Origin of the sequence: Amycolatopsis sp. cmx-4-83 (genome assembly GCF_046548815.1) — a bacterium.
GTDB classification, from domain to species: Bacteria; Actinomycetota; Actinomycetes; order Mycobacteriales; family Pseudonocardiaceae; genus Amycolatopsis; species Amycolatopsis pretoriensis_A.
On the sequence record NZ_JAEBEF010000010.1, the window covers coordinates 151473 to 171141 of the forward strand.

General features: G+C 72.9%; 19 protein-coding genes. 7 read left to right on the forward strand and 12 right to left on the reverse strand.

Features of this window, described 5'->3' with window-relative positions:
* Positions 1 to 30 precede the first annotated feature (30 nt).
* From ACLJQM_RS30275 to ACLJQM_RS30285, 3 genes are read right to left on the reverse strand one after another with little or no spacing between them, the layout of a single operon-like run.
* On the reverse strand, positions 31 to 927 hold the full coding sequence (locus tag ACLJQM_RS30275; protein ID WP_247025266.1) for a S8 family peptidase: 897 nt from the start codon (positions 925 to 927) through the stop codon (positions 31 to 33).
* A 43-nt stretch (positions 928 to 970) separates the two neighbouring features.
* Positions 971 to 3670, reverse strand: a complete 2700-nt coding sequence (locus ACLJQM_RS30280) for a caspase domain-containing protein (RefSeq protein WP_410633710.1) — start codon at positions 3668 to 3670, stop codon at positions 971 to 973.
* Between the two features lie 55 nt (positions 3671 to 3725).
* Positions 3726 to 4823, reverse strand: coding sequence for an erythromycin esterase family protein (locus ACLJQM_RS30285; RefSeq protein WP_410634070.1), 1098 nt, complete (start codon positions 4821 to 4823; stop codon positions 3726 to 3728).
* 72 nt (positions 4824 to 4895) lie between these two features.
* On the opposite strand from ACLJQM_RS30285, the gene ACLJQM_RS30290 reads away from it, so the two are divergent.
* Complete coding sequence (locus tag ACLJQM_RS30290) at positions 4896 to 5507, forward strand: TetR/AcrR family transcriptional regulator (protein ID WP_410633711.1); 612 nt, start codon at positions 4896 to 4898, stop codon at positions 5505 to 5507.
* A 4-nt stretch (positions 5508 to 5511) separates the two neighbouring features.
* Here the strand turns inward: ACLJQM_RS30290 and recG are convergent, their stop codons facing one another.
* The gene (gene recG / locus ACLJQM_RS30295; RefSeq protein WP_410633712.1) at positions 5512 to 7665 is read right to left on the reverse strand and encodes an ATP-dependent DNA helicase RecG; all 2154 of its coding nucleotides are present in this window, start codon (positions 7663 to 7665) and stop codon (positions 5512 to 5514) included.
* 4 nt (positions 7666 to 7669) lie between these two features.
* Entirely contained in the window at positions 7670 to 9247 is a 1578-nt protein-coding gene (locus ACLJQM_RS30300; RefSeq protein ID WP_410633713.1) for a DAK2 domain-containing protein, read from the reverse strand.
* Positions 9248 to 9381: 134 nt separating this feature from the next.
* Here ACLJQM_RS30300 and rpmB point away from each other — a divergent pair, with 134 nt between their 5' ends.
* Positions 9382 to 9573, forward strand: coding sequence for a 50S ribosomal protein L28 (gene rpmB, locus ACLJQM_RS30305; protein ID WP_003091970.1), 192 nt, complete (start codon positions 9382 to 9384; stop codon positions 9571 to 9573).
* Positions 9574 to 9623: 50 nt separating this feature from the next.
* Here the strand turns inward: rpmB and ACLJQM_RS30310 are convergent, their stop codons facing one another.
* The 3 genes from ACLJQM_RS30310 to ACLJQM_RS30320 all read right to left on the reverse strand — a co-directional run bounded on the left by ACLJQM_RS30310 (position 9624) and on the right by ACLJQM_RS30320 (position 11694).
* Positions 9624 to 10394 (reverse strand): alpha/beta fold hydrolase, encoded by a 771-nt coding sequence (locus ACLJQM_RS30310; RefSeq protein WP_410633714.1) that lies wholly within the window; start codon positions 10392 to 10394, stop codon positions 9624 to 9626.
* Positions 10395 to 10455: 61 nt separating this feature from the next.
* Complete coding sequence (locus tag ACLJQM_RS30315) at positions 10456 to 11133, reverse strand: uracil-DNA glycosylase (protein WP_360774284.1); 678 nt, start codon at positions 11131 to 11133, stop codon at positions 10456 to 10458.
* Between the two features lie 30 nt (positions 11134 to 11163).
* Positions 11164 to 11694: a gamma carbonic anhydrase family protein gene (locus ACLJQM_RS30320; RefSeq protein ID WP_410633716.1), complete on the reverse strand. Its 531-nt coding sequence runs from the start codon at positions 11692 to 11694 to the stop codon at positions 11164 to 11166.
* A gap of 91 nt (positions 11695 to 11785) precedes the next feature.
* On the opposite strand from ACLJQM_RS30320, the gene ACLJQM_RS30325 reads away from it, so the two are divergent.
* On the forward strand, positions 11786 to 12940 hold the full coding sequence (locus tag ACLJQM_RS30325; RefSeq protein WP_410633718.1) for a glycoside hydrolase family 27 protein: 1155 nt from the start codon (positions 11786 to 11788) through the stop codon (positions 12938 to 12940).
* Here ACLJQM_RS30325 and ACLJQM_RS30330 read toward each other — a convergent pair.
* Both ACLJQM_RS30330 and ACLJQM_RS30335 read right to left on the reverse strand, forming a co-directional pair.
* Positions 12927 to 13406: a GNAT family N-acetyltransferase gene (locus ACLJQM_RS30330; RefSeq protein ID WP_360774292.1), complete on the reverse strand. Its 480-nt coding sequence runs from the start codon at positions 13404 to 13406 to the stop codon at positions 12927 to 12929. The genes ACLJQM_RS30325 and ACLJQM_RS30330 overlap by 14 nt on opposite strands.
* A 115-nt stretch (positions 13407 to 13521) precedes the next feature.
* On the reverse strand, positions 13522 to 14478 hold the full coding sequence (locus ACLJQM_RS30335; RefSeq protein ID WP_247013364.1) for a thiamine-phosphate kinase: 957 nt from the start codon (positions 14476 to 14478) through the stop codon (positions 13522 to 13524).
* 125 nt (positions 14479 to 14603) lie between these two features.
* Here ACLJQM_RS30335 and ACLJQM_RS30340 point away from each other — a divergent pair, with 125 nt between their 5' ends.
* Together ACLJQM_RS30340 and ACLJQM_RS30345 are read left to right on the forward strand one after the other, a co-directional pair.
* On the forward strand, positions 14604 to 14837 hold the full coding sequence (locus ACLJQM_RS30340) for an Lrp/AsnC family transcriptional regulator (protein WP_247013365.1): 234 nt from the start codon (positions 14604 to 14606) through the stop codon (positions 14835 to 14837).
* Positions 14838 to 14904: 67 nt separating this feature from the next.
* Positions 14905 to 15441, forward strand: a complete 537-nt coding sequence (locus ACLJQM_RS30345) for a DUF3515 domain-containing protein (protein ID WP_360774298.1) — start codon at positions 14905 to 14907, stop codon at positions 15439 to 15441.
* Here ACLJQM_RS30345 and ACLJQM_RS30350 read toward each other — a convergent pair.
* Complete coding sequence (locus tag ACLJQM_RS30350; RefSeq protein ID WP_410633719.1) at positions 15438 to 16532, reverse strand: D-alanine--D-alanine ligase family protein; 1095 nt, start codon at positions 16530 to 16532, stop codon at positions 15438 to 15440. The genes ACLJQM_RS30345 and ACLJQM_RS30350 overlap by 4 nt on opposite strands.
* A 360-nt stretch (positions 16533 to 16892) precedes the next feature.
* Positions 16893 to 18263, reverse strand: a complete 1371-nt coding sequence (locus ACLJQM_RS30355; RefSeq protein WP_410633720.1) for a PLP-dependent aminotransferase family protein — start codon at positions 18261 to 18263, stop codon at positions 16893 to 16895.
* Between the two features lie 80 nt (positions 18264 to 18343).
* Between ACLJQM_RS30355 and ACLJQM_RS30360 the strand changes: the two genes are divergently transcribed.
* Both ACLJQM_RS30360 and ACLJQM_RS30365 read left to right on the forward strand, forming a co-directional pair.
* Positions 18344 to 18985 carry a pyridoxamine 5'-phosphate oxidase family protein gene (locus ACLJQM_RS30360; RefSeq protein WP_410633722.1) on the forward strand — a complete coding sequence of 214 codons (642 nt, stop codon included), beginning with the start codon at positions 18344 to 18346 and terminating at the stop codon, positions 18983 to 18985.
* Between the two features lie 71 nt (positions 18986 to 19056).
* Positions 19057 to 19650, forward strand: coding sequence for a dihydrofolate reductase family protein (locus tag ACLJQM_RS30365; protein ID WP_410633723.1), 594 nt, complete (start codon positions 19057 to 19059; stop codon positions 19648 to 19650).
* The last annotated feature ends 19 nt before the right edge of the window (positions 19651 to 19669 follow it).

A 19669-nucleotide genomic window follows, 5' to 3' on the forward strand; every position in this document is an offset into this window, starting at 1 on the left:
GATTCGCCGGGCCGCCGGTGGGGCAGCTTCTCAGGTTCCCGGCGGCGCGTAAAGGAGCCGGTTGGCGGTGCCGTCCGGGACGCCCTTGAGGACGTCCGTCGTCGCGGCCTGAACAAGCGCTTGGTCCACCTGCGCGGGGCCCGTTTCCGGGTGCTGGGCGCGGTAGAGCGCGGCCACGCCGGCGGCGAACGCGGCCGCCATCGACGTCCCCGATTCGGGTCCGGCGCCGGTGCCGCCGGCGATCGGGCCGGGAATGTCGACGCCCGGGGCGTACAGGTCGACGTCCTGGCCGAAGTTGGACGCCTTGTCGGGGTGGTCCTGGGCGTCGGTCGCCCCGACGGTGAGCGCCTCGGCGACCCGGCCCGGCGAGAACCCGCTCGCGTCGGCCGTCTCGCTGCCCGCCGGGACGGCGACCGGCACGACCGCGGCGAGCCGCTTCACCGCGGCGTCGAGCTGGTCGTTCGGCACCCCGCCGATCCCGAGGACGGCGACCGCGGGCTGCTGGGCGTTCTGCGCGACCCAGTCGAGGCCGGCGATGATGGCGTCGGTGGCGCCGCCGCCGTCCTTGTCGAGCACGCGCACGGGGACGATCTGCGCGCCCTTCGCGACGCCGTGGTCCTTGCCGGCGGCGATCCCGGCGAGGCGGGTGCCGTGGCCGTTGGTGTCGGTGGTGTCGCTGCCGCCGTTGAGGAAGTCCCGCCCGGGCGCGACGCGGCCCTGGAAGTCGGGGTGGTTCGCGTCGACGCCGCTGTCGATCACGTAGATCGTGACGCCCGAGGCGTCGGTCGCGTAGTGGTAGGCGTGGTCGAGGCCGGTGCGCTGGTCGATCCGGTCCAGCCCCCAGCCGGGCGGGTCGGGCTGCACCCCACCGGCCCCACCGGCCGCGGCCGGCCCGGCGAGCACGGTGGCCACGGCCGCGAGAAGCATCTTCATGATCGTCGTGGTACCCCGGGGGTGCCGTGGCGACAACTCAGGGCTGTCCCTCGATCGGCTGATTCCGCCGGGCCAGGACCACGGTGTCGACGGCGAGCAGCAGGATCGCGCTCGAGGCGATCACCTGCCCGGCGACGGTCGAGTGGCCGGCGACGGCCACGAAGGTGGGCACCAGGACCCCCGCGAGCCCGGCGGTCCCGGTGGCGAGCACGGCCCACCCGCTCCGCAGGGAGATCGCGACGGCGGGGATCAGGACGGCGAGGATGGCGCCGACCAGGAAGTAGGCGGCGGCGCGTCCGGCCTCGCTGTCACTGTGCTGCGAGAGCTCCCCCAGCTGCGTGAGCCAGGCGGCGGCGAGGAGGACCCCGAGCCCGACCGCGGCCCAGTCCGGCCGGCCGCGTGCCCGCCCGGCGTCTTTCCGCAGGATCACCGCCGCGCAGACGGCGGCGATCGTCCAGGCGATGTGCGCGAGGAGCAGGAAGGTGTAGCCGGCCCCGAGTTCGGCGTCGCTGTCGGCGGTGTAGGTGATGGCGTCGCCGAGGAAGCGGAGGAGCCCGAAGAGGCCGGCGAGCCCGGTCCCGAGCAGGAGAGCGGGGCCGGTGCGGCTTCTGGTGCGCGGCGCGAGGGCCAGGATCCCGGCGAGAGTGGCGCAGGCGGCGACGATCCCGACGTAGGTCTCCATGCCGGGCCGGAAGTAGGTGAGGGGTTCGCCGTACCGGTAGTAGAGGCCGAGCCCGACGACGGCGAAGACGGCCCCGGTGATGGCGGCGATCCCAGCGAACCCACCGATCGGATCGACGGCCCCGGCTGCGGCTGCCTGCCCGGGCGGGGTCGCGAGCTTCGCCGCCGCAGCCGACGCCGGTTCCGGCGAGGTGGCCGGCTTCGCCGCTTCGGTCTCGCGTCCGGGCCCGGCGCCGACCTCCGGCGTGGCTTCCGGCTCGGGAGCGCGCCCCGATGTGGCGTTGGTTGCGTCCGACGCACCCAATGTGGCGTTCGGTGCGTCTGACGCACCGAACGCCACATCGGGGCGCTTGGTGGCCTCCGCCGCGGCCGTGGGTGCCGGTGCGGCTGGTGATGCGGACGGGAGGGCGGGCTCCGATGCGGCCTGCCGTGCGGCCGCGGGGCCGGGTGCGGAATCCGGTGCGGGGCCAGCCGCGAGATCAGCTGCGGAACCCGCTGCGGGGCCAGCCGCGAGATCAGCTGCGGAACCCGCTGCGGGGCCAGCCGCGAGATCAGCTGCGGAACCCGCTGCGGGGCCAGCCGCGAGATCAGCTGCGGAACCCGCTGCGGGGCCGGGAGTGAGGTCGGGTGCCGGGCCAGGCGCGGGGTTCGGAGCGGGCGTGGGTGCCGACGCAACCTGCGGCGTGGGCGCCGGTGTGGGGACGGGTTCGGAACCCCCTGCGGTGCCCGGCGCCGGGTCAGGCGCGGGGTTCGGAGCGCGCGTGGGCGCCGGTGCGGGAGCGGGGCCGGGTGCAGACGTCGGGTCGGGAGCAGGGGTCGGGTCGGGAGTGGGGATCGCGTTGATCTCCACCCCCACCACCACGTCGCCGGTCGGGCCGGTCACCACCAGCTTGCCCCGGCGCGTTCCCTTCTCCCCCGCCGTCGCCGTCAGGTTCGCGCCGCCGTCGACCTCCGTCACCGCTATCCACGGGTGGGACGGCTCGAACCGCACCTCCCTCGCCACCGGTGGGCCCAACGCCCGCACGGTCGCCGTACCCGGCTCTCCCGCAGGGGCCGAAAGGTGGATCGCCGGCGAGTCCACCCGCACCGCCACGTCACCCAATGCGTCCGAAGCCGCCGCTGCGATGTGCTCGATGTCCGTCGACGCCATCACCTTCAGCGCCTCGAACGCGCCCATCGCCACCGGCAGGTTGTCGCTCGACAGGCGGCGCCGCAACTCCGCCACCGCGCCCAGTCTGGTGAACGGGTTCTCCGCCGTGATCGCCGCCGACAGGTCCGCCGGGATGGGGGACGGCTTGATCCGGCGGCGTCTGCTCTTCGCCAGGTACAGCTCGCCCTGCATCTCGATGTCGCGGCTGGGCGTCTGCTTCGGGTTGCGCTCGCGGACGCGGTCGAACAGGTACTCGTACAGCTCGCCCAGCGCGATCCAGCCGTCCTCGTCGCGGTCGGCCTCGCCCGTGCGCAACCCCTCCACCAGCGCCGACGTGAAGACCGACGGTTGCGCGGGCTGGCCTTCCGCCAGGTGGGCGCCCTCGAAGGCGTACTCGATCGAGTTCGACGCCGTGATCACCGCCCGGCCGCGGCCGCCGCGGAAGCTGTCCAGCACGTTCGCGTCGCCCGACGAACGGACCGCCACGCCCTGGCCGAACGCGCCGCCGTAACAACAGTCCAGCAGCAGGACGATGCTGCGCGAGCGGCTCTGGCGGATGCACTGCTGGACGAACTGCGCGGGCACCGCCGTCGAACGCAGGCGGTCCGGGCGGGTGTTGCGGGCCGCGAAGTACAGGCCGCCCGAGTCGTCTTTCAAGCCGTGGCAGGAAAAGTGCAGCAGCAGGACGTCGTCCGGGCGCCCCTCCGCGCACAGGTCCTCGATCTCCGCCTGGACCACGTGCGCGGTTTCGTTGCGGACCACCTGGACGTCGAAGTCGCTGATGGCCCGGTCGGCCAGCACGCCGGCGAGGGCGTCGGCGTCCGCCGCGGGTGAGCCCAGCCGCTGCAAACCCGCGTTGTCGTATTCGCCGTTCGCGACGATGAGCGCGCGCCTCCGCCCGGCCATACCGAACAGGGAACGCCTGCCGCACCCGTTGCGGCAAGCAGCCGAACGGGCACACCTATTCGGCGCCGGACCGGAAAATCGTTTCCTGCCCTTTCAGGCAGACGACGGCGTCGAACGCGGCCGCCACGTCGACCGGCACGGAAGCGTGCGCGTGGCGGATGCCCGAACCCGCCGGCCGCGCGACCACGCACGGCGCCCGCTCCGCCAGTACCGCTTCGACGCTGCCTTCCGCGGGCTCGCCCATTTCCTGCTCGAACATCCGGAACCCGAGCGGCGCGGTTTCCTCGGGCGCCAACCCGGTCGTCGTTCCGGAAACGGCCGTGAGCGCCAGCGCCAAATAGCGGTCGCCCAGTTCCCCGGCCAGGTGGGTGCCCGCCGACGGCGCCGTCATGCCGGGCATCGGCGAGAACGGTACGCGCTGAAGGTGTCCGTTGTGGAGCATCAGGACGATCTTCTCGCCCGGGTGCAGCCGCCGCAGCAGCCGCACCGTGGCCGCCATGTAGGTGTCCCGCGACGAACTCTGCGGCTCGGGCGCCCGGCCCGCCATCAGCGCGTCCAGCTCACGCAGGTAGAGGTCCACGCGCAACGCGCCCTCGGCGTGGTGCACGGCGACTTCGTCGTAGCCGAGCGCCACCGCGTGTCCACAAAGGACGGCAAGGGCCGCGGTCGCCGCGTCCCGGGCCTCGACGCCCATCTCCTCGTACCGCGCGGGAGCGATCGCGCTGCTGACCGACGCGTACGGTTCGCACGCCGCCAGCGCTGTGTCCACAAGGGACACGTTGGCCGGGTCCACCCGCAGGACGTGCTCGCGAAGCGCGTTCAGCGCGGGCACCGGCGACCCCGCGGAACCCGGGACGTCCAGCCCGGCGAACCGCACCCCGCGGCCCCGCAGCCAGGTGAGCATCGCGTGCACTTCCGCCGAATCACCCAGGCCGAAGGTGAAGCCCGCACGCGCGACATCGGCGACGTCGCCGGGCCCGCCCCGCAGCCACGAGTCGACCAGGTGCCCTTCCGGAAAGCCGCCCTCGAACCCGAGCACGGTGAATCCGCGCTCCTCGACGAGGTGGCGCAGCAGGCGGTCGCGCAGCGCCCCGAACTCCCGGATGTGATGGTTGTTCTCACCGATCGCGACGACCTCGGCGTCGCCGATCAGGTCGGCGACGGACGCGACGGCGACGGACTCGGTACTGGCATACTGGGCACACTAACGCAACAGGAGTAGCAGTTGGCAACCGAGATTTCCGGCACGCGCCGGCCGGGCGGCCGCACCGAGCGGACCCGCCTCGCCGCGCTGAACGCCACCCTGGAACTGCTCGGCGAACGCGGGTACGCCGAGCTGACCGTCGAGGCGGTCGCCGAGCGCTCCGGCGTGCACAAGACGACGCTGTACCGCCGGTGGGAGTCCGCCGAAGGCCTGGTCGCGGCGGCCCTGCTGATGGGCACCGAGCAGCCGTGGACCGCGCCGGACACCGGTTCGCTCGAGGGCGACCTGCGCGAGGTCAACCTGGAGCTCGTCCACTACTTCACCTCGCCGGGCGAGCGCGAGCTCCCGACCGCGTCGATCTCGGCCGCGTTCCTCTCCCCGCGCGCCGCGGACGCCCTGCGCGAGTTCTACGTCGACCGCCACGCCCGCTCCGCCCCCATCGTCGAGCGCGCCGTCGAGCGCGGAGAGGTCCCGGCCGGGACCGACCCGGTCGAGGTCGTGCGCGTGGCCTGCGGGCCGGTCTTCTACCGCCTGTTCATCTCCCGCGAAGGGGTGACACCGCGGGACGCCGGAGTCGCCGCCGCCGCGGCCGCCGCCGCCGCGAAAGCCGGGGTGTTCACGAAGACAGACTGACCCGTCAGCTCTTCTCCAGGTACTCCGCCCGGTCGACGTCGACGACGTCGTCGACCATCTGGGCCAGCCCGCGGTACTTCTTCAGCTCCGGGTCCCGCTCCACGATCTCCTGCGCGCTCTGCCGGGACGCCGCGATGACGTCCTCGTCGCGCAGCAGCGACAGCAGCTTGAGCGTGGACCGCTTCCCCGACTGCGCCGCGCCGAGGATGTCGCCTTCCCGCCGCAGTTCCAGGTCCAGCCGGGACAGCTCGAAGCCGTCGGTGGTGGACTCGACCGCCGCCAGCCGTTCGCGGGTCGCCGTGCCGTCGAGGGCCTCGGTGACCAGCAGGCACAGCCCCGGCACGCTGCCCCGGCCGACGCGGCCGCGCAGCTGGTGCAGCTGGCTGACGCCGAAGCGGTCGGCGTCCATGATCACCATCGCCGTGGCGTTCGGCACGTTCACGCCGACCTCGATGACGGTGGTCGCCACGAGGACGTCCAGCTTCGCCGCCGAGAACGCGCGCATCACCGCGTCCTTGTCGTCCGGGGGCATCCGGCCGTGCAGCACGCCGATCTTCAGGCCCTGCAGCGGACCGTGCTCCAGCTCGGGAGCGACTTCGAGGACCGCGAGCGGCGGCCGCTTGTCACTCTTGTCCGACGGCGGCTCGTCGCCGATCCGCGGGCAGACGACGTAGGCCTGGTGCCCCTTGCCGACCTCTTCGCGCACGCGCTGCCAGATCCGCTCGAACCAGGCGGGCTTCTCCGCGACCGGCACGACCGTGGTGGCGATCGGCGAACGCCCGACCGGCATCTCGCGCAGCGCGGAGACCTCCAGGTCGCCGTACACGGTCATCGCGACCGTGCGTGGGATCGGCGTCGCCGTCATGACGAGCACGTGCGGGCTGGTGTCGCCGGCGCCGCGGGTGCGCAGCGCGTCCCGCTGCTCGACGCCGAAGCGGTGCTGCTCGTCGACGACGGCGAGGCCGAGGTCGGCGAACTCGACGTGGTCCTGGATCAGCGCGTGCGTGCCGACGACGATCCCGGCTTCGCCGCTGACGATCTCCAGCAGCGACTTCTTGCGTTCCTTCGCCCCCATCGACCCGGTGAGCAGCGTCACGCGCGTGGCGTTCTCCGCCGCGCCCAGCTCGCCGGCCTGCCCGAGGTCGCCGAGCATCTCCCGCAGCGACCGCGCGTGCTGCGCGGCCAGGACCTCGGTCGGCGCCAGCATCGCGGTCTGCCGCCCGTTGTCGACGACCTGCAGCATCGCCCGCAGCGCGACGACCGTCTTGCCGGAGCCGACCTCGCCCTGCAGCAGCCGGTTCATCGGGTGCTCGGTCGCGAGGTCCGCGGCGATCTCGTCGCCGATCCCCCGCTGGCCCGCGGTCAGGTCGAAGGGCAGCCGCTTGTCGAAGGCGTCCATCAGGCCGCCGCTGACGTGCGGGTTCGCCTTCGCCGGGCGCGAGATCGCCGAGTGGCGCCGCTGCGCGAAGATCAGCTGGACGGCCATGGCCTCGTCCCACTTCAGCCGCTTCTTCGACGCCTCCAGGTGCGCCCAGTTCTCCGGGCGGTGGATGCCGCGCAGCGCGTTCTCGAGGTCGGCGAGGCGGTGCAGCCGCCGAAGGTCCGCGGGCATCGGGTCGTCGTCGACCTCGAGGACGTCGAGCACCTGCCGCACGCACTTGGCGATCGACCACGTCGGCATCCCTTGCGCCGCCGGGTAGACCGGGATGATCGCGGCGAGGAAGTTGTCCATCGCCTCGGCTTCGCGCTCGGCGTCGAACAGCTCGTACTCGGGGTTGGTCAGCTGCAGGGTGTCGCGGAAGGCGGACACCTTGCCGGCGAACAGGCCGGTCTTGCCGGGGACGAGGTCCTTCTCCCGCCAGGCCTGGTTGAAGAAGGCGCAGGTGAGCCGGCGTTTCCCGTCGGTGATCACCATGTCGAGGATGGTGCCGTTGCGCGCCTTCATCCGGCGCTTGCTCACCTTTTCGACGCGCGCCAGCACGGTGGCGTGCTCGCCGAGCTCCAGCCCGGCGATGTCGGTGAGCTCGCCGCGCTCGGCGTAGCGACGGGGGTAGTGGCGCAGCAGGTCGCTGACCGTCTCGATGTCCAACGACGTGGCGAGCGCCTTCGCCGTCTTGGCGCCCAGCAGCAACGGCAGCTTGTCGCGCAGTCCGGCCATCTCGCTATTCGACTCCCATCAGCAGCACCGTGCCCACCTGGCCGCTGGCGTAGCTGGTCAGCTCCACCTCGGGGTGCTCCACCCGCAGCTGCTCCGCGAGCTCCCCGGCCACCCCGGGCGGCGCGGCGGCCCCGCTCAGCACCGTCACCAGCTCGCCGCCGAGCGCCAGCATGCGGTTCAGCACGTTCATCGCGGCGGCGACCAGGTTCGTCTCCGACGCGGGCGCCGGCTCGATCAGGACCACCTCGTCGTCGACCAGGCCCACGACGTCACCGGACTGGGCCCGGCCCACCCAGGTTAGCGACTCCTCCTGGGCGATCCGCAGTTCGCCACGCCTGGTCGCGGCGGCGGCTTCGGCCATCGCGACGACGTCGTCGTTGGTGCGGCGGCCGGCGTCGTGCACGGCCAGGGCGGCCAGCACCTGCACCGGCGACACGCACGGGATGACCACGACGTCCCGGTCGGCGGCCATCGCGTGCCCGGCCGCGGTGTCGACCGCCGCGGTCAGGGCGACGCTGCCCGGCAGCACCGTCACGTGCCGTCCGGCGGCCTCGTTGAGCAGGCTGATCACGTCCTCGACGCTCGGCGTCCGCCCCTCGGGCACGGCGAGCACCGGGATGCTTTCGGCGCGCAGCAGCTCGGCCAGCTCCCCGCCGTGGACGACGGCGACGACCGTGCGGTCGATCCCGCCGCCGGGTTCGATCGGCGTCGGCGTGAGCAGCGGCTCGACCCGGATCCGGCGCGGGCGGCCGAGGGCCAGGCCGGCTTCGATGGCGCCCCCGATGTCGGCGCAGTGGACGTGCACGGCGTGGCTGCCCGAGCCGTCGCCGGCCACCGTGACGCTGTCGCCGAGGCCGCTGAGCTCCTTGCGCAGGGTCGGCAGGCTCGCCTCGTCGACGCCGTCGAGCAGGTACATGACCTCCCACGCGTAGACCTCGCTGTGCGGGGCGGCGTGGACTTCGAGGGCGTGCTCCTGCTCGACGGGCGCGCCGGTGAGCACCCCGACCAGGGCGTCGAGCACCGCGACGAGCCCGCGGGCGCCGGCGTCGACGACCCCGGCCCTGGCCAGCGCGGGCAGCTGCTCGGGTGTCTTCTCCAGGGCGTACGCGGCCTCTTTCGCGGCTTTCGCGGCGATTTCCGCCAGGGGGCTCGTGTCGCCGCGCACGGCGAGCGCGACGGCGTGCAGCACGGTGAGGATGGTCCCGGCGACCGGGCGGCTGACGGCGCCGGTGGCGACCTCGTCGGCGTGGCCCAGCGCCTCCGCCAGCCACGCGCCGTCCAGCTCCCCTTCGGCGCGGTCCGCGAGGCCGCGCACGACCTGGGACAGGATCACGCCGGAGTTGCCCTTGGCGGCGGCCACCGCGCCCCGCGCGAGGGTCTTCAGCGCTTCGGCGGCGTCCGCCGGCTGCGTGGCGGCCAGTTCTCCGGCCGCGCCGGTCATCGTGAAGAGCATGTTGGAGCCGGTGTCGGAGTCGGCGACGGGGTAGACGTTGATCCCGTCGATGGCCGGGCGCAGGGTCGCCAGGCTGTGCACACAACCCGCAGCCCAGGCCGACACCGCCGCCGCGTCCAGCACCCGCACCCCGTAACCTCCTGACCGGTCTCCGGGCAGCGTATCGACCCGGTGCCGGGGGCCGCGAAAGCAGTAGTTACTATGGTCGAGTTGCCCAGTGCATCTGGGCTCATCTCTATGACCCAGATCCAAAGGAGTTCGACGTGGCTGCCGTGTGCGACGTCTGTGGCAAGGGACCCGGCTTCGGCAAGTCGGTCTCGCACTCCCACCGCCGTACCAACCGCCGGTGGAACCCGAACATCCAGACCGTCCACGCCAAGGTGGGTGTGTCCCAGCGCAAGCGCTTGAACGTGTGCACCTCGTGCATCAAGGCGGGCAAGGTCGTTCGCGGCTGAGGCGAGAAGAGTTTGGGTGGCGGGTGCTCCTCGGAGCACCCGCCATTTTTTTATTTCAGGAAGTCCGTCAGCAGCGGCTTGAGCGTCTCCGGGTACTGGAGCACGCCGTGGTCCTGCCCCGCCAGGGTTTCGTGCCGCGCCCCCGGCACCGCTTCGGCGGCCACGCGCGCGCCCGCCTGGAGCCCCTCGGGGCTCGCGCCGCCGCCGATCACCAGCGCCGGGATCGCGATCTTCGCCAGGTGGTCCAGCCGCGGGCGGGCGCCCGGGCCGCAGATCGTCAGGTCGTACGGGAGCGTGTGCGCCAGGCCGGTGAACCAGCCCCACACCGGGGCCTGCTTCATCCCTTCGACCATCTCTTCCGGCGTGCCCGCCACCATCAGGAACGTCTTCACGGCGCCGTCGCGGTCACCCGCCGCGAGCTGGGCCCGCACCTGCCCGAGGACGTCGCCCCGGTCCTGGTCCGGGGTCGCGTACGGCGGTTCGTAGGCCACCAGCCTGTCGATGCCGATGCCCGCCGCGGCCGCCTCCAGGGCGAGGACCGCGCCCGACGAGTGGCCGAACACCGACGCCGTCCCGCCGGCGTGGGCGATCAGCGCCGCGATGTCCTCGATCTCCCGCTCGAGCGCGTAGTCCGGCGAGTCACCGGAGTCGCCGCGCCCGCGCCGGTCGTAGGCGATCGTCGTGAAGTCCGCGGCCAGGACTTCCGCCAGGCCCGCGACGGTCGTGCGGTCGTTGAACGCGCCGCCCACGAGGATCACGGGCGCGCCGGAACCGCGCTGCTCGAAGAAGATCGGCGTGCCGTCGGCCGAAGTGACGTTCATGGTGTCCTCCAAGGTCCGTTTCCCCTTGGTCGGAGCCGACACTCCGATCCGGACACCGAACCTACGGGAGTTTCCAGTCGACCGGGGCCGCGCCCTGCTTCTCCAGCATTTCGTTGGCGCGGCTGAACGGCCGCGACCCGAAGAAGCCGTTGTGCGCCGAGAGCGGGCTGGGGTGCGCCGACTCGATGCACGGGACCTCGCCCAGCAGCGGGCGCAGGTTGCGGGCGTTGCGGCCCCAGAGGATCGCCACCATCGGCTCCGGCCGGGCCGCGAGGGCCTTGATCGCCTGCTCGGTGACCGCTTCCCAGCCCTTGCCCTGGTGGGAGTTCGACTTCCCGGGCTGCACGGTCAGCGACCTGTTGAGCAGCAGGACGCCCTGCTCGGCCCACGGCGTCAGGTCGCCGTTGGCCGGCAGCGGGTGGCCGAGGTCGTCCGCGTACTCCTTGTAGATGTTGACCAGGCTCTTCGGGATCGGCCGGACGTCCGGCGCCACCGAGAAGCTCAAGCCCACCGCGTGCCCGGGCGTCGGGTACGGGTCCTGGCCCACGATGAGCACGCGCACGTCGTGGAATGGCTGCTTGAACGCCCGCAGCACGTGTTCACCCGCCGGCAGGTACGTCCGGCCCGCGGCGATCTCCGCGCGGAGGAACTCCCCCATCGCGGCGACCTGCGGCGCCACCGGTTCCAGGGCCTCGGCCCAGCCTGCCTCGACGATGTCCTGCAGCGGTCGTGCGGTCACGGCGCGCAAGCCTACCGGGCGTGGGCGAGGTCACCCGAGCGGGTCGAGCCGCCGCAGCTCGGTCCGGAACCGCTGCCCGCGCCCGACGTAGGAATCCACCACCATGGCGATGCTCTCCGGGCCGAACGACTTGTTCTCCCGCACCTTCGCGGGCACGCCGAGCGCGATCTCCCCGGTCTTGACGTACGAGCCGTACGAGAGCACCGCGCCCGCGCCGACCATGCCGCCGTCCTCGATCACCGAGCCGTTGAGCACCACCGAACCGGACGCGATCAGGCAGCCGGTGCCGATCGTCGCGCCCTCGACGTGCACCGCGTGCCCGATCGCCGACGACGGCCCGAGGATCGTCGGGTGCCGCTCGGTGCAGTGCAGGACGCAGCCGTCCTGCACGTTCGAGCGGTCGCCGATCTCGATGTAGCCGTGGTCTCCGCGCAGCACGGTCTGCGGCCAGACGGACGCGAACGCGCCGATCCGGACGTCGCCGATCACCGTGGCGTCCGGGTGGACGTAGGCGTCGGGGTGGATCGTCGGCTCGAGCGAACCGAGTGCGTAGATCGGCATGCCGCCTCCGGTGACTGCGGTTTCACGTGCCGTGCGATTGGATCACGGCATCGCCTCGAACCGGAACGCCAGTACCGGGAGCACGGCCCTCGTGCTCCTCCTCATCGTGCTGACCTGGCTGCTCAGCCTGACCGCCCCGCCGCCGTCGCGGGCGAACGACCTGGCCGCCACGCCGCCGATGGGCTGGAACAGCTGGAACCAGGTCCGCTGCTACGACCTCACCGAGGACGTCGTCAAGCGGGCGGCCGACGCCCTCGCCGACATCGGCCTGCGTGACGCGGGTTACCAGTACGTCGTCGTCGACGACTGCTGGCAGGCCCCCGCCCGGGCCGCGGACGGCTCGCTGCAGGCGGATCCGAAGCGGTTCCCGCACGGCATCGCCGAGCTCGCCGACTACGTGCACTCGCGCGGGCTGTTCTTCGGCATCTACGCGGTGCCCGGCAGCCGGACGTGCGCGATGGCCAACGACGCCTACCCCGCGTCCGGCATCGGCTCGCTCGGCCACGAACGCCAGGACGCCGAGACGTTCGACCGCTGGGGCGTCGACTACCTCAAGTACGACTGGTGCAACGCCGACACCGTCGACGGCCTCGACCGGAAGGCCGCGTTCGCGAAGATGCGCGACGAGCTCGCCGCGCTGCCCCGCCCGATCGTCTACGCGATCTCCGAATACGGCGTCTCGAGCCCGTGGACCTGGGCGCGGCCGGTGGCGAACCTCTGGCGCACGACCGACGACCTCGTCCCGACCTGGGACTCGGTGCTCGCGACGATCGACCAGCAGGCCGGCGTCGCCGTCCACAGCGGCGCTCCCGGCGGCTGGAACGACCCGGACATGCTGCAGGTCGGCAACGGCACGCTGACCGCCGACGAGTCCCGCGCGCACTTCAGCGTCTGGGCCGTGCTGAACGCGCCGCTGTTCGCCGGCACCGACCCGGCGAAGCTGGGTGACGCGGATCTCACGACGCTCGCCAACCCCGAGGCGATCGCCGTCGACCAGGACTTCGCGGGCGGGCAGGGACGGCGGCTCGACGCGGGCCCCGGCTACCAGGTGTGGGGAAAACCGTTGACCGGCGGCGGTTTCGCGGTGGTGCTGCTCAACACCGGCAGCACCACCGCGACCGTCTCCGCGTCGATCCCGGGCTCGTGGGCCGTCCGTGACCTGTGGGCGCACCAGGACGCGGGCACCGGGCTTTCCGCGACGCTGCGACCGCACGCGGCGGCCCTCCTCAAGCTCACACCGAGGTGAGGTCCTTGCCGAAGCAGCGGCTTTCGGGCTCGTTCTTGTAGACGCCGAAGTGCGGGATCTCGGCGTACCCGGACGACGTGTAGAGCGCGATGGCCTCGGGCTGCTTGGTGCCGGTCTCCAGCACCGCGCGCTTGCGGCCGCACAACGCCGCCGTGCGCTCCAGCTCGGACAGGATCATCCGCGCGAACCCGCGGCCGCGGGCGGAATCGGCGACGTACATCCGCTTGAACTCGGCGTCGCCGTCCCGGAAGTCGGGCGCGGGGCCGTCGTGGGCGCGCCACGCACCGCACGCGACGGCTTCCCCGCCCTGGTAGCCGATGAGGAACAGGCCCTCCGGCGGGTCGAAGTCCGCCGGGCTCATCGGGGTGGCGTCCTCACTGCCGTAGCGCTCGACGTACACCTGCTGCACCGCGGCCATGAGCTTGGCCGCGTCGGGGTGGTCGTAGGGGACCGGAACGATTCTCACGTCCACCGACCTTACTGATCCGGCCAAAAGCAGGCCGCCCCCGAACGGTACGCGGCGGGAGCTCCGAAGTCATTCGGCCGTGACTGTGGCCGGATCAGTAAGCATCGGCACAGCATCAGCGCCAGTGCGTCCAGCCCGCTTCTCGCGAAAACGGTTTCCCGTCCACGGTGATCCCGGAGTCCGCCATCGTCACGACGCCGATCGTGCGCCAGCCCTCGGGCAGCTCGGCGAAGGGCGGGAACGTGGCCACGAGGGCGTGGTCCTCCCCGCCGGTCAGCACCCAGTCCAGGGGGTCCGCGCCCAGCGCGGCGCCGACTTCGGTGAGCCGCGCGGGGACGTCGAGGTCGGCGGTGCGGACGTCGATGCCGACGCCGGAGGCCTCACCGATGTGGGCCAGGTCGGCGAGCAGGCCGTCGGAGACGTCGATCATCGCGGTGGCCCCGGCGAGCGCGGCGCGCGGACCGGCCTCGTACGGCGGTTCCGGGCAGCGCTGGGCGTTGACGACGCCGACCGGGGAGCGGAACCCGCGCCCGAGCACGGCCAGCCCGGCGGCGGCCCAGCCGAGCCGGCCGCAGACCGCGAGGAGGTCGCCGGGCCGGGCGCCCGAGCGCGTCACGGGTTCGCGGTCGCCCAGGTCGCCGAGCGCGGTGACGCTGATCACGAGCTGGTCGGCGCGCACCATGTCGCCGCCGGAAACGCCGACGCCGGCGCGTTCGGCCTCGGCCCACATGCCGTCGGCGAGGCCGGTGACGACCTCGCGCGGGGTGTCGGGCGGGCAGGCGATCCCGACCAGGACGGTGGTCGGCGTGGCGCCCATGGCGGCGATGTCGGCCAGGTTGACCGCGACGGCCTTGCGCCCGACGTGCTCGGGCGGCGACCAGTCGAGCCGGAAGTGCACGCCCTGCACGAGCACGTCGGTGCTGGCGACCACGCGGCCGTCGGGCGCGGCGACGACGGCGGCGTCGTCGCCCGGGCCGAGCAGCGTGCCCGGCGGCTGGCGCCGTCCTTCGGTGACGGCGCGGATGAGCGCGAACTCCCCGGTCTCGGCGACCGTTCCGTCGTTCGGTGACACCGGTCACCTCTGCTTTCTCTACCGGGACAAAGAGTCGATCACCGATAGTCGGATGCCCTATGTTTTTCGATGAGCTGGCGATACGTTCCTACCTGAGCTGACCGATCCCGACGAAAGGGCGCGCCGTGGTCCACGCATACATCCTCATCCAGACCGAGGTCGGCAAGGCGGCCGCGGTGGCGGCCGAGATCTCGAGCATCCCGGGCGTGACCAGCTCGGAGGATGTCACCGGACCGTACGACGTCATCGTCCGGGCGACCGCCGACAGTGTCGACCAGCTGGGCCAGCTCGTGGTCGCGAAGGTGCAGAACGTGGAAGGCATCACGCGGACGCTGACCTGCCCGGTCGTACACCTCTGAGCGGTGCGGCCCCTGGGGGGACGACCCCCCAGACCCCCCGAAAAGACTTCGGTGGTGTAGTGGTCGGGTGCCTGATTCCGACACCGGAGCGCCACCCCGCGTGGTGCTCGTCACCGCGACCGCGCTCGCCGTGGCCCTGGCCGTCGCCGTCGCCGTCTTCGCGCTGACCCAGCGCTCCTCCTCGGACACCGCGGGACCGCTGCCCTTGGTCCCGGTGCCGGCGCCCTTCGCGGGTTCACCCGGCTGCACGACGCTGCTGGGCGCGGTGCCGACGGAACTGACGTCCAATGGAGCTTCTCTGAAGGTGCGCGCCTTGGCCGACCCGGCCCCGCCGGCGACGGTCGCGTGGGGCACGGACGACCCGCTGGTGCTGCGCTGCGGCCTGAACCGGCCCCCGGAGCTGACCCCGACGGCGGCGCTGCGGCTGGTGAACAAGGTGCAGTGGCTGCAGGTGCCGGGCGAAGGCGCGTCGACGTGGTACCTCGTGGACCGCGAGGTCTACGCGGCGCTCACGGTGCCGGACAGCGCCGGCACCGGGCCGTTGCAGCAGATCTCGGACACGGTGGCCGCGAAGCTCGCGCCGCAGCCGCTGCGGTTCTCCTAGCGCAGCCCCGTCCCGCGGGCGATCGCGGTGTCGACGAGGGTGCTCAGCAGCGTCGGGTAGTCCACGCCGGTGACCTCCCACATCTTCGGGTAGGCGGACTTCGTCGTGAAGCCGGGCATGGTGTTGACCTCGTTGATGGTCAGCTCGCCGTCTTCGCCGACGAAGAAGTCGACGCGGGCCAGGCCCTGGCAGTCGAGCGCCTTGAAGGCTGCCACGGCCATGGCGCGGAGCTTTTCGGTGAGGGCGTCGTCGAGCTTGGCCGGGATGTCCAGCTCGGCGTCGTCCCCGAGGTACTTGGTTTCGAAGTCGTACCAAGCGTTTTCGTCTTCGGACAGCACGCGGATCTCGGCGGGCAGCGACGCCTCGACGCGGCCGTCCGGGAATTCCAGCACACCGCATTCGACCTCGCGGCCGACGACGGCGGCCTCCACGAGCACCTTGGGATCGGTGGCGCGGGCCAGCTCGATGGCGGCGTCGAGGTCGTCCCACGCGGTCACCCGGCTGATCCCGACCGACGACCCGGCGCGCGACGGCTTGACGAAGACGGGCAGGCCGAGCCTGCTCTTGGCCTGCTCGTCCAAAGTGGACTGGTCACGGCGGAGCGCGGTGTAGGTCCCGACCGGAAGCCCTTCGGCGGCAAGGAGTTTCTTCGCCGTCTCCTTGTCCATGGCGGCGGCGCTGGCGAGCACGCCGGGCCCGACGTACGGGATGCCGGCGAGTTCGAGGAGGCCCTGGATGGTGCCGTCCTCGCCGAAGGCGCCGTGCAGCACCGGGAAGACGACGTCCACTTGGGAAAGGAGTTCGCTTTCCCGCCCGGCCTCGACGGCGACGAGCCCCTGGCTGGAGGGGTCACCGGCGAGGACGAGGCCCTTGCCGTCGTCGACGGAGGGGAGTTCCCGGCCGCGGATGGCGAGCTGCGCGGAGTCGCCGGTGCCGAGCACCCACCGGCCTTCGCGGGTGATCCCGACCGGCACGGCCTCGAACCGCGCGGGGTCCAGGTGGCCCAGCACACTGCCCGCGGACAGGCAGGAAATGGTGTGCTCACTGCTGCGCCCACCGAACACGACGGCCACCCGGATCTTCTCGCTCATGGTGAGCCACCGTACCCGGTGACCTCGCGGAACAGCCCAGCCCCGTGCGACGGGCGGCGGCCGGTGAGCGGCGAACGCAACCGGCGAGGGGCGCGGCACGTCCGGTACGTCGGGGGACCGGTGGATCCCGGGGTGCTCCGTCCCCGGCGCCACGCACGCCGCCGGTACCGGCCCGCGACTCCGATCCTGCCTCGCCCGGAGCAATCCGCCTCCCCGGCGGGGCTCTCGACCTCCGGTGGCCGGCCGAACATCATGAACGACCCTTTTACCGCGCCCAGCGAGGTGAACGAGTCGTTCACGACATCCCGGTCCGGCTCGAGCGGGTCCCGAGAGGTCCTGAACAACCCGTTCACGGCCCCCTCAGCGCAGCAAGGACACCAGCGTCGGCAGCGCGGCCGCCAGCGCGTCCCGCGAACACCCCGCGTACCCGATCGCCACCCCGTGCGCGGACGGCGTGCCCGCGAAGTGCCGCGCCAGCCCGTCCAGCCGGATCCCGCGCCGCTCGGCCGCAGCGATCACGCCGGCTTCCACCGCGGCCGAGGAGAACGGCACCACCAGGTGCGCGCCCGCGTCGTCGCCGCGGACCGGGATGTCCGCCGCCGCCAGCGCGCCCGCCAGCAACGTCCGCCGCTCGGCCATCTCCCGGCGCAGCTTCCGCAGGTGCCGCCCCAGATCACCGTTGCGGGCGAACTCGTACAGCACCCGCTGCCCCGCCGGCGACGGCCGCGTTCCGGTCAGGTCCCGGTACGCCAGCACCGCCGACGTGATCGCCTCCGGCGCCACCATCCACCCGGCGCCCAGCGTCGGCGTGAGGATCTTCGACGTCGTCCCCAGGTGCACCACGACGTCCGGGGCCAGCGCCGCCAGCATCGGCAGCGGGGCGACGTCGAAGCGCAGTTCGCCGTCGTAGTCGTCCTCGATGACCAGCGTCCCGGCCGACCTGGCCAGCTCCACCAGCGACACCCGCCGCGCCGCGCTCAGCCGGCTGCCCATCGGGTACTGGTGCGCCGGCGAGCAGTACACCGCCCGCGCGCCCGGCGGGATCGCGTCCGGGCGCAGGCCCTCCTCGTCCACCGGCACTCCCACGACCCGCATGCCCGCGCGGCGGAACGCCTGCACCGCGCGCTGGTAGCCGGGTTCTTCGACGGCGACGACGTCCCCGCGTTCCAGCACCGCCGCGGCCAGCTCGACCACCGCCGCCGTCGTGCCGCCGGTCGCGAGCACCGAGCCCGCGGCGAGACCGCGGTGGCGCAGCAGGTGTTCCGACACCGCCGCGCGGTACTCGGGCAGGCCCGCGCGGTGGGCGCGGCTCAGCGGCTCGGGGTCGGCCGCGGCCCGCCAGGCGCGGCGCCAGGCCGCGCGGTCGAGGCCCTCCGCCCACGGCGTGCCGGGGCTCAGGTCGAGCAGCGAAGGCGTCACGGCCTCGGGCGCCGGGACGGCGGGCGCCGGCACCTGCGAAGCCGAAAACGACGGCGGCGTCGTCACGTACGTCCCGGACCCGTGCCGCCCGGCGATCCAGCCCTCGGCGTGCAGCTGCTCGTACGCCGCCGACGTCACGGTGCGGCTGACGCCGAGCCGTCCGGCCAGCGCCCGCGTCGACGGGAGCCGGTCACCGCCGCGGAGGTGACCGGAAGCGGCGGCTTCGCGCAGCGCGTCGGCCAGCTGGACGGCCAGCGGCGTGACGGCGGCGCGGTCGAGGCTGACCGGGAGCGCGGTGTCGGCGTGGGACACGGGACCTCCTCGAGTGGACTTCCCAAGTGTACGAGAAGTGGACGTTTTCCGATGCCACTGCGCCGGGAGACGCTGATCGCATGCTTTCCCCCACCCCCCGCACCACGCTCGGCCGGAAGAAGCACCGCGCGGTGACCGACCGTTCGGCGCTGCACGCGGTCCTCGACGAAGGGCTCATCTGCCACCTCGGCGTCGTCCGCGACGGCGTCCCGCTGGTCCTCCCGACCGGCTACGGCCGCGACGGCGACACGCTCTACCTGCACGGATCGACCGGCGCGGCCAGCCTCCGCACGGCGTCGCAGGACCTCGAGGTGTGCGTCACGGTGACGCTCCTGGACGGGATCGTGTACTCGCGCTCGGTGAACAACCACTCGATGAACTACCGCAGCGCGGTCATCCTCGGGCGGGCGAAGCCGGTCGAGGAGGCCGAGGCGAAGATGCACGGCCTGAAGGTGCTCACCGACCACCTGGCGCCGGGCTCGTGGGACCACGCGCGCGAGGTCAACGCGAAGGAGTTCGCCGCGGTGAGCGTGCTCGCGCTCGACCTCACCGAGGCGTCGGTGAAGATGCGCGCGGAGGGTCCGGGCGACGAGCCGGAGGACGTCGAGGCGGACGCGGCGTGGGCCGGGGTGCTGCCGGTGCGGACCGTGTTCGGGGCGCCGGAGCCCTCCGAGGACCTCTCCCCCGGCTGGGCGGTGCCGGAGCACGTCGCCGGCCGCTGAGCGGGTGTCGATCCGCGCGGGTGCCGTTCGTGTAGCGGGTGGCAGCTCCACCGCAGCGGAAGGACACGGAAATGCGCGCGCTCGGCGTCACCATGAACGTCACCCTCGACGGCGTCGTCCAGGGCCCCGGAAGGCCCGGCGAGGACACCCGCGGCGGCTTCCGCCACGGCGGCTGGGGCACCCGGTACCAGGATCACGTCCTGGCCGAAGAGATGGGCCGCGGCATGAGCCGGGCCGGCGACCTGCTCTTCGGCCGCCGCACCTGGGCGGACTTCACCGGGGTGTGGAGCCGGCGCGACGACGGCAACCCCTTCACCGCGCACCTGAACGCCGCCACCAAGTACGTCGCCTCGACCACCCTCGAGGACGCCGGGGCGTGGCGGAACTCGGTCCTGCTGCGCGGGGACGCCACGCGGACCGTCGCCGAGCTCAAGGCCGGGCCCGGCGCCGATCTCTCGGTCATCGGGAGCACGTCGCTGGTGCGCGCCCTGCACGCGGCCGGCCTGGTCGACCGCTACACGCTGCTGATCCACCCGCTCACGCTCGGCACCGGCGCGCGCCTCTTCGACGCCGCCGCGCCGCTCACCGAGTTCACGCTCACCCGCAGCGTCACGACCACCAAGGGCGTGCTCATCGCCCACTACGAGCGCGCCCGGCGGTCGTGAGTGAGAAACAGTGTTCCCA